Here is a 6445-nt window from a genome sequence, read left to right on the forward strand (position 1 = left end):
GCGACACTGGACACTCGGCCTCTATCATCCAGCCGGATGAGCTACCTCGTTTTCAAGCACCTGCACCTCACCTGCGTCGGCCTGAGTGCCGCGCTGTTCCTCGTGCGCGGCCTGCTGATGCTGTGGCGCTCCGAGGCGCTGCGGGCGCGCTGGGCACGGGTACTGTCGCATGTCGTCGACACCGTCCTGCTGTCGGCGGCGATCGGCATGCTGGTGGTCGGACGGGTCAACCCGCTGGACCAGCCCTGGCTGCTGGCCAAGATCGGCGCGCTGCCGGTCTACGTCGGCCTGGGCACCGTGGCGCTCAAGCGGGGTCGCACGCGCGGCATCCGGCTGGCCGCCTGGCTGGCGGCGCTGGCCGTGCTGCTCTACATCGTGTCGGTGGCGCTGACCAAGCAGGTCTGGCCGCTGTGAAACCGAATCCCCTGTTGTCTCCATGACCGCCGCTGCTTCGCTCCCTGGTTTCGCCTCTCCCGCCGTCGGCTTCGACCAGCCGTTCGAGATGCTCCATGCCTGCCACGACCGCGTCGAGCGCAGTCTGTCGCTGCTGGAGCGACTGGTGGCGCATGTTCGCGGACATGGCCATGACGAGGACTCCCGCAGCGCAGCGCGCGACGTGCTGCGCTATTTCGACCTCGCCGCACCCCACCACCACCAGGACGAGGAACTGCATGTCCTGCCGCCGCTGCTGGCCAGCGGCGACCCTGACCAGCGCGCGCTGGCTGCGCAACTGATCGCCGAACACCGCCGGATGGAGGCGCTCTGGGCCGTGCTGCGCGTGCCGCTTGAACAATGGTCCGAGGCGCTGCCGGTCTCGACCGTGTTCCCGCGACCCGAGTCGCTGGCCGAGTTCACCGCGCTTTACGCCGACCACATCGCGCGCGAGGAGGGGCGCGCCTACCCGATGGCCCGGGCGTTGCTGGATGCGGCGTCGCTGGCTGACATGGGCGCCGAGATGGGTGCCCGCCGCCGGGCCTCCGCCACAGGAACGCCCCGATGAACGACCTCGCGCCCGAAGACCTGCTCGCGGCGCTGGCCGGCCGCTACTCGGTCGGGCCGAAGCAGATGGACGACCCGGCGCTGCTGGCGGTCATCGGCCGGTTGCGCGAGGACGTGGACGACCTGCTCACCGACTGGCCTGGTGCTGCGGCATGATGCCGCAATGAACACCACCCTGTCCGCGGCCGTGCTGGCCGCTGTCCTCATGGCGCCGGCGCTGGCCGTGGCTGCACCCGATCTGCCGACCGCGCGTGCCGTGCCCGGTGGCGTGATCACCTTGTCGCTCGGGCCGTCGAACCAGCCGCCACAAGTGCGTCATGCGGGTGTGCCCGTGCTGGTGGTGGGCGATCCGATCGAGTGGATGGCGGTGGTCGGATTGCCACTGAGCGCCCAGGCCGGGGCCGACGAGGTCACCGTGCGGCGCGAGGGTGCGGCCGCCCAACGCCAGTCCTTCGTCATCGAGCCGATGCGCTATGCCGAGCAGCGTCTGAGTGTCGCGCCGAAGCACGTCGAACTCACCGCCGAAAACCTCGCCCGCCACGAGCGTGAGCGAGCGCACCAGGCCGAAGTCATCGCCACCTTCAGCGAGCCGCTGCCTGCCACGCTGCGCCTGCGCCAGCCGGTGCCGGGTCCGCGTTCCAGCTCGTTCGGCCTGCGCCGTGTCTTCAACGGCCAGTCCCGCAACCCGCACAGCGGCATGGACATCGCCGCCCCGACCGGCACGCCCGTGGTGGCCCCTGCAGCGGCGCGCGTGGCCGACGTCGGCGACTACTTCTTCAACGGTGGCACCGTCTGGCTCGACCACGGCGGAGGCCTTCTGACGATGTATTGCCACCTCTCGGCCGTGCATGTGAAGGTCGGCGACGTGGTGCGTGCTGGCGACCGCATCGCCGACGTCGGTGCCACCGGCCGTGTCACCGGGCCGCACCTGCACTGGTCGGTCAGCCTGAACCGGGCGATGGTGGACCCGGCGCTGTTCCTGTCGAACTGAGCATCCTGCGGCATGATGCCGGGCCGTCCATTCCGCCGTGTGCCATGCCCTCGTCCACCCGCCTTGTCTACTCCACCGACGCCGGTCGCATCTGCCCCGCTTGCAGCCAGCCGGTGCTCCAGTGTGTCTGCAAGCGCCACACCGAAGTCTCGCTGTCGGCCGATGGCACCGTGCGTGTCTCGCGCGAGACCAAGGGCCGGGCTGGCAAGGGCGTGACACTGGTGAAGGGGCTGGGTCTGGACGGCGAGGCGCTGACCGCGCTGGCCAAGGCACTCAAGGCCGCCTGCGGCAGCGGCGGCACGGTCAAGGACGGGGTGGTCGAGGTGCAGGGCGACCACTGCGACAAGGTCATCGCCTGGCTCGCCAGCAAGGGCTGGAAGGCCAAGCGCGCCGGGGGGTGAGTCAATCCAGCGGCGCCATGCCGTGCCGGCGGCGTGCCCGACCACAGGCATCATCTCCGCGTCCCAGCGGGGCCAGCATCCCGAATTCCCGGCAGGGGCCAGGCCGCCATTCGTAGATGCCGCAGCCGGCCTGCACGCCCACCGTGCCGACCAGTGCGGCGCAGCGCGGGCTGGCGTGGTCGGTGCCGCGCATGCGGGCAGTGCCGTCGTGGATTTCGGCTGCGAGGCCGTCGGGCACGCAGCCACCGCAGGATTGCAGCTCCTGGGTCGAGAAATCGACCCGGAAACTCGCGCAGCAGGCGCCGCAGCGCAGGCAGGGGTTGGTGGTTTCGCTCATCGTGGGCGTGACGATAGCGCAGCCCGCGACGCACTCACTGCGTTGCCTGTACTTGGCGCCGGCGTTCGATGTAGCCGGGCTGCATGGCATGGGCATTGTCCGGACAGCTGGTGCTGTTGCAGGCGACGGCGTTGACCGTGTAGAGGCGCAGCGTCTGGGCGGTGCCGCCGGTGTTCTCGCCCTCGTTGTAGAGGTTCGAGGTGCAGCTCACGGTGACCCGCATGCCCGTGTCGGCGGTCAGGTCCAGCGTCTGGCTGGCGCCGCTGCAGGTGGTCCAGCTGCCCTTGAGCGCCTGGTAGAGGCCCCATTCGGTGCCGGCGCGTGCGGTGGCCCAGGCGCGTGCGCCCAGGATGTCCTGCGCCGAGCCGGTCTGGGTCGATTGTCCGAGCCGCACGATGGCCGCGGCCAGACTGGCCAGCACCACCAGCACGAAGATCGCCGCAATGGCGCCGAAACCACCGGATGCACGAGGATGCGTGTTGTTCATGGCACGTTCGACACGTGGGCGCCGACGACCAGCGACACGCTTTCGTTGCGCCGGGTCAGGTCGAGCTGCAGGTAGACGAAGCCGTTCTGCTGCGTCGCGCCCTGGTTGGGGTCGTAGGTGATGGTGCAGTGGCTCAGACCGGTGAGCACGGTCTGTCCTCCCACGACCGACGGACAGGCGCTCGGGTAGCTGGCGTTGAAGCCGTAGCCGGACAGGCGCACCAGGGTGCCGCGGGCCGTGCCGCTGGCGTCGAGCGTGCCGTCCGCACCACTGCAGACGTAGAAGACCGCCTGCTGGCCGGCGCTGACCACGCTGAAGCGGCCGCCGTCGTAGCCGAGCGGGAACTGCGTCGGATTGATGGCCAGGCGGACCAGGCCGAAGGCCGGGTTCGGCGTGCTGATCGTGGTGATGGCGGCGCGGTTGCTGCCGCTGTAGACGTCGTTGGGCGACTGGTTGCCGACGACCAGCCAGTCGCCGGGCGCCGGCATGGTCGACAGTGGCGTGAGCACGTCGAGCGCGCTGGTCAGTGCGGTGGTGTCCAGCGGCGCGGAGCAGCTGGCCGACGGGGTGCAGCCCGGGCTGCTGTCGTTGACGGTGTCGGCGGCCATGCGCAGGCGCCCGCCGGCCATCGTCGGCACCATCTCGACACACTGGCTGCCGGGGCTGCGCACGGAATTCGGCACCGCCAGCCGCACCTCGTCCACCAGCCGGCGCAGCGCGGCATCGGCCTGTGCCGACAGGTCGGCACGGTTGCGGGTGGCGAGGTAGCTGTCGAAGGCAGGGCGGAAGAACACGGTGAGCGACGCCGCCATGATCCCGCCGATGACGATCACCAGCAGCAGCTCCAGCAGCGTGAATCCCTGGGCGTTGCGTGCGTGGTCAGCTCGCATAGTCCAGGCGCCAGCCGGTGAGGGTCAACTGGTCGCTGCCGCGGCTGACGGTGACATCGATGCGCCGGGCTGCCGAGATGCCGCCGAAGGTCGCGGCCTGCACCGTCACGTGGATGGAATAGCCCGTGAGGGCCGCGATCGGCGTGCCGTCGATGGTGCAGATCTGGTTGCTCGTGGCGTAGCCGTTGTAGTCCATCAGGTCGTTCCAGGTCGTGCGCGCGCAACCGCCTGCGGCGGCATTGGTGGCGGGCGCATACGGTTTGAGCTGGATCTCTTCGAGCATCTCTTCGGCGATCGCCAGCAACTGCTTGCGCACCACGGGGTCGGACGAACCGCGGGTGACGGTCGAATAGGCCAGCAGCACGCCAGCCAGCCCGATCCCGAGGATCAGGATCGCGATGACCAGCTCGATCAATGTCATGCCACGCGTGCGCCGCCTACTCGACATGGCCAGTCTCTCCGAGCACGGTGATGGCGGTCTGGCCGGTGATGCTGATCTGCCAGCTGGCACTGGTGGCGCCGGCCGCGTCGGTGGTGGCGCGGCCGCTGGGCTGGAAATAGACCGTGCCGGCGGGGCTGAGCGTGGTGGCCGTGCCGCTGCCGGTGGCGTAGACGCTCTGGCCGTCGGGGCCGACGAGTGGATCGGAGCAGGCGCTGGCCGGATTGGCCGCGGCGATGCGCAGGCTGACACCGCCGGTGGCGATGTTCACGCAGACCAGCCGGCGGTGGGCGACGGCGGTCTGGCGGGCGTTGCGCAGCGCGGCGATCAGCTCGCCGCGCCAGGCCTCGTCGCGGAAGCCGAAGACGCTGTCCAGGCTCGGCATCGCGAACACCGCCAGCACGGAGGTCAGCACGATCACCCCCAGCAGCTCCGGCAGCGTGAACCCCCGGGCACGGGAACCGGTGTCGGGGCAGAGGGCAGGGCGGTGCAAGGTCATCGGGGAGTCCGTGCAGATCAGTACAGCTCGCGCACATGCACGGTCTTGCGGGTCTCTGGGCTGGCGACGCCGAAGCTGGCGCGGGCGGCCGGATCGCGGTCCCAGGTGCTGGCGCAGCTGCCGTTGCGGCCGCGCAGCCAGGGCAGTCCCGCACCGGTGCTGGCTGGGTGGCTGGTCAGGCAGCTCGCATCGGTGGTCGTGCTGCCGAGGTTCAGGGCCAGATCGACGCTGCCGGTGCTGCCCGATGGCGTCGGTGCGGACAGGCTGACCGTGCCGTTGCCGCCGAGGATGGCCAGCGTGCCGGGCGTGGTGGTCCACGCTGCGGTGGCACTGCCCTGGTAGTTGAGGTAGCCGGAGCGCACGACCGACGCCGCCGGTGCGGTGGTGCAGCTGTCCGCGCTGTTGAGCGCCCAGGTCTTGCCGGTCCAGTACTGGGCCTGCACAGGCAGTTGCAGCGCCGTCTTTTCCGAGCCATAGACGTTCGACAGCCAGAGCCGCCCGCTGCGCAGCGGCATGGTCGGCTCCAGCGCGCCGCTGGAGCTGACGCCGTCGACGTCGGTGGCGCGCAGGGTCAGGCTGCCCGGGGCACTGGTCTTGCTGGTGTAGCTGTAGGCCACGCCGGTGACCGAGGCGACGCCCGTGGCGAAGCGGCTGGCCGCGACCGCGGCCGTGCTGCCGAAGCCGCCGAGGCCGAGCGCGGCAGCGTCCGACAGCGTCACTGCCTGCGCGAAGGCGGGACTGAGCGCGCCGCTGCCGTCGTAGTTGACGGTGCGGGTCGGCGTGCCCAGGCCGTTCATCGCCATGAGGCTCACGGTGAATGGCTGGCCTGCGTAGCTGAAGCTGCCGCACGTCGGCGTGGCGGTGACATCGAAATGGTGCGGGATGAAACGGCCGAGCGCGGTGCCGGCGGATCCGGTGCTGCCGGTGACGGCGGTGCCGGTGCCGAGGTAGCTGGCCAGATCTGCCTTCAGGTCGATGCGGCCGACCTCGCTCCACACGAGGTTGCTGGCGCTGGCGCTGCCGCTGCTGAAACTGCCGAGGCTGCCAGAGAAGGTGCCGCTGCTGCTGCCCGTGCCGGTGGGGGCGGCCTTGACGATGGTGATGGCCGGGGTCTGCGCCGTCGGCGATTCGCGGCCGAAGTTGGGTGCCGTGTTACCGGCGCTGTTGCGGGCGCGCAGCGTGACGGAGAAGGCGCTGCCGGCCCGGGTCGTGCCCGTCGGGTAGACGGTGAACTCGAACGAGGCCGGTGAGGCGATGAAGCTGGTGCTGCCGGTCATCGCCAGGCCGGTGTCGCTGCTGGCGACGCTGCCGGTGTAGGTGCCGGTGATCTGGACCTGGCCGACGTCCGCGTAGAGCAGGGCGGCGCTGGCGGTGCCGGTGGCATCGAAGGTCAGCGGGGTGG

Annotated in this window: 11 protein-coding genes; 5 read left to right on the top strand and 6 right to left on the bottom strand. The window is 70.5% G+C overall.

Annotated elements, in window-relative coordinates; genetic code table 11:
* The first annotated feature begins 36 nt into the window (after positions 1–36).
* From AB3X43_RS14215 to AB3X43_RS14235, 5 genes are read left to right on the top strand one after another with little or no spacing between them, the layout of a single operon-like run.
* On the top strand, positions 37–414 hold the full coding sequence (locus AB3X43_RS14215) for a SirB2 family protein (RefSeq protein ID WP_369430516.1): 378 nt from the start codon (positions 37–39) through the stop codon (positions 412–414).
* 22 nt (positions 415–436) lie between these two features.
* A complete protein-coding gene (locus tag AB3X43_RS14220) occupies positions 437–1000 on the top strand; it encodes a hemerythrin domain-containing protein (protein WP_369430517.1) in 564 nt (187 codons plus the stop codon).
* A complete protein-coding gene (locus tag AB3X43_RS14225) occupies positions 997–1155 on the top strand; it encodes a hypothetical protein (protein ID WP_369430518.1) in 159 nt (52 codons plus the stop codon). The genes AB3X43_RS14220 and AB3X43_RS14225 overlap by 4 nt, the downstream gene beginning before the upstream one ends.
* A 7-nt stretch (positions 1156–1162) precedes the next feature.
* Positions 1163–1990, top strand: coding sequence for a peptidoglycan DD-metalloendopeptidase family protein (locus AB3X43_RS14230; protein ID WP_473965128.1), 828 nt, complete (start codon positions 1163–1165; stop codon positions 1988–1990).
* 44 nt (positions 1991–2034) lie between these two features.
* Positions 2035–2391: a translation initiation factor Sui1 gene (locus AB3X43_RS14235; RefSeq protein WP_369430519.1), complete on the top strand. Its 357-nt coding sequence runs from the start codon at positions 2035–2037 to the stop codon at positions 2389–2391.
* 1 nt (position 2392) lies between these two features.
* Here the strand turns inward: AB3X43_RS14235 and AB3X43_RS14240 are convergent, their stop codons facing one another.
* From AB3X43_RS14240 to AB3X43_RS14265, 6 genes are all read right to left on the bottom strand, one after another.
* Complete coding sequence (locus AB3X43_RS14240) at positions 2393–2728, bottom strand: YkgJ family cysteine cluster protein (RefSeq protein ID WP_369430520.1); 336 nt, start codon at positions 2726–2728, stop codon at positions 2393–2395.
* A gap of 34 nt (positions 2729–2762) precedes the next feature.
* Complete coding sequence (locus tag AB3X43_RS14245; protein WP_369430521.1) at positions 2763–3215, bottom strand: MSHA biogenesis protein MshP; 453 nt, start codon at positions 3213–3215, stop codon at positions 2763–2765.
* On the bottom strand, positions 3212–4105 hold the full coding sequence (locus AB3X43_RS14250) for a prepilin-type N-terminal cleavage/methylation domain-containing protein (protein ID WP_369430522.1): 894 nt from the start codon (positions 4103–4105) through the stop codon (positions 3212–3214). Before AB3X43_RS14250 ends, AB3X43_RS14245 begins: the two co-directional genes overlap by 4 nt.
* A complete protein-coding gene (locus tag AB3X43_RS14255; protein WP_369430523.1) occupies positions 4095–4553 on the bottom strand; it encodes a type IV pilus modification PilV family protein in 459 nt (152 codons plus the stop codon). Before AB3X43_RS14255 ends, AB3X43_RS14250 begins: the two co-directional genes overlap by 11 nt.
* Entirely contained in the window at positions 4543–5043 is a 501-nt protein-coding gene (locus AB3X43_RS14260) for a Tfp pilus assembly protein FimT/FimU (RefSeq protein WP_369430524.1), read from the bottom strand. The genes AB3X43_RS14255 and AB3X43_RS14260 overlap by 11 nt, the downstream gene beginning before the upstream one ends.
* A 17-nt stretch (positions 5044–5060) precedes the next feature.
* Positions 5061–6445, bottom strand: a 1385-nt coding sequence (locus tag AB3X43_RS14265) for a DUF6701 domain-containing protein (RefSeq protein WP_369430525.1), incomplete at its 5' end; no start/stop codon positions are given.

It is taken from the genome of Sphaerotilus sp. (assembly GCF_041083715.1).
Lineage (GTDB): Bacteria > Pseudomonadota > Gammaproteobacteria > Burkholderiales > Burkholderiaceae_C > Sphaerotilus.

Excerpts from the sequence above, each read along its gene's own strand:
- AB3X43_RS14215 (WP_369430516.1), top strand. The coding sequence starts at position 37 with ATGAGCTACCTCGTTTTCAAGCACCTGCACCTCACCTGCGTCGGCCTG.
- AB3X43_RS14220 (WP_369430517.1), top strand. The coding sequence starts at position 437 with ATGACCGCCGCTGCTTCGCTCCCTGGTTTCGCCTCTCCCGCCGTCGGC.
- AB3X43_RS14225 (WP_369430518.1), top strand. The coding sequence starts at position 997 with ATGAACGACCTCGCGCCCGAAGACCTGCTCGCGGCGCTGGCCGGCCGC.
- AB3X43_RS14230 (WP_473965128.1), top strand. The coding sequence starts at position 1,163 with ATGAACACCACCCTGTCCGCGGCCGTGCTGGCCGCTGTCCTCATGGCG.
- AB3X43_RS14235 (WP_369430519.1), top strand. The coding sequence starts at position 2,035 with ATGCCCTCGTCCACCCGCCTTGTCTACTCCACCGACGCCGGTCGCATC.
- AB3X43_RS14240 (WP_369430520.1), bottom strand. The coding sequence starts at position 2,728 with ATGAGCGAAACCACCAACCCCTGCCTGCGCTGCGGCGCCTGCTGCGCG.
- AB3X43_RS14245 (WP_369430521.1), bottom strand. The coding sequence starts at position 3,215 with ATGAACAACACGCATCCTCGTGCATCCGGTGGTTTCGGCGCCATTGCG.
- AB3X43_RS14250 (WP_369430522.1), bottom strand. The coding sequence starts at position 4,105 with ATGCGAGCTGACCACGCACGCAACGCCCAGGGATTCACGCTGCTGGAG.
- AB3X43_RS14255 (WP_369430523.1), bottom strand. The coding sequence starts at position 4,553 with ATGTCGAGTAGGCGGCGCACGCGTGGCATGACATTGATCGAGCTGGTC.
- AB3X43_RS14260 (WP_369430524.1), bottom strand. The coding sequence starts at position 5,043 with ATGACCTTGCACCGCCCTGCCCTCTGCCCCGACACCGGTTCCCGTGCC.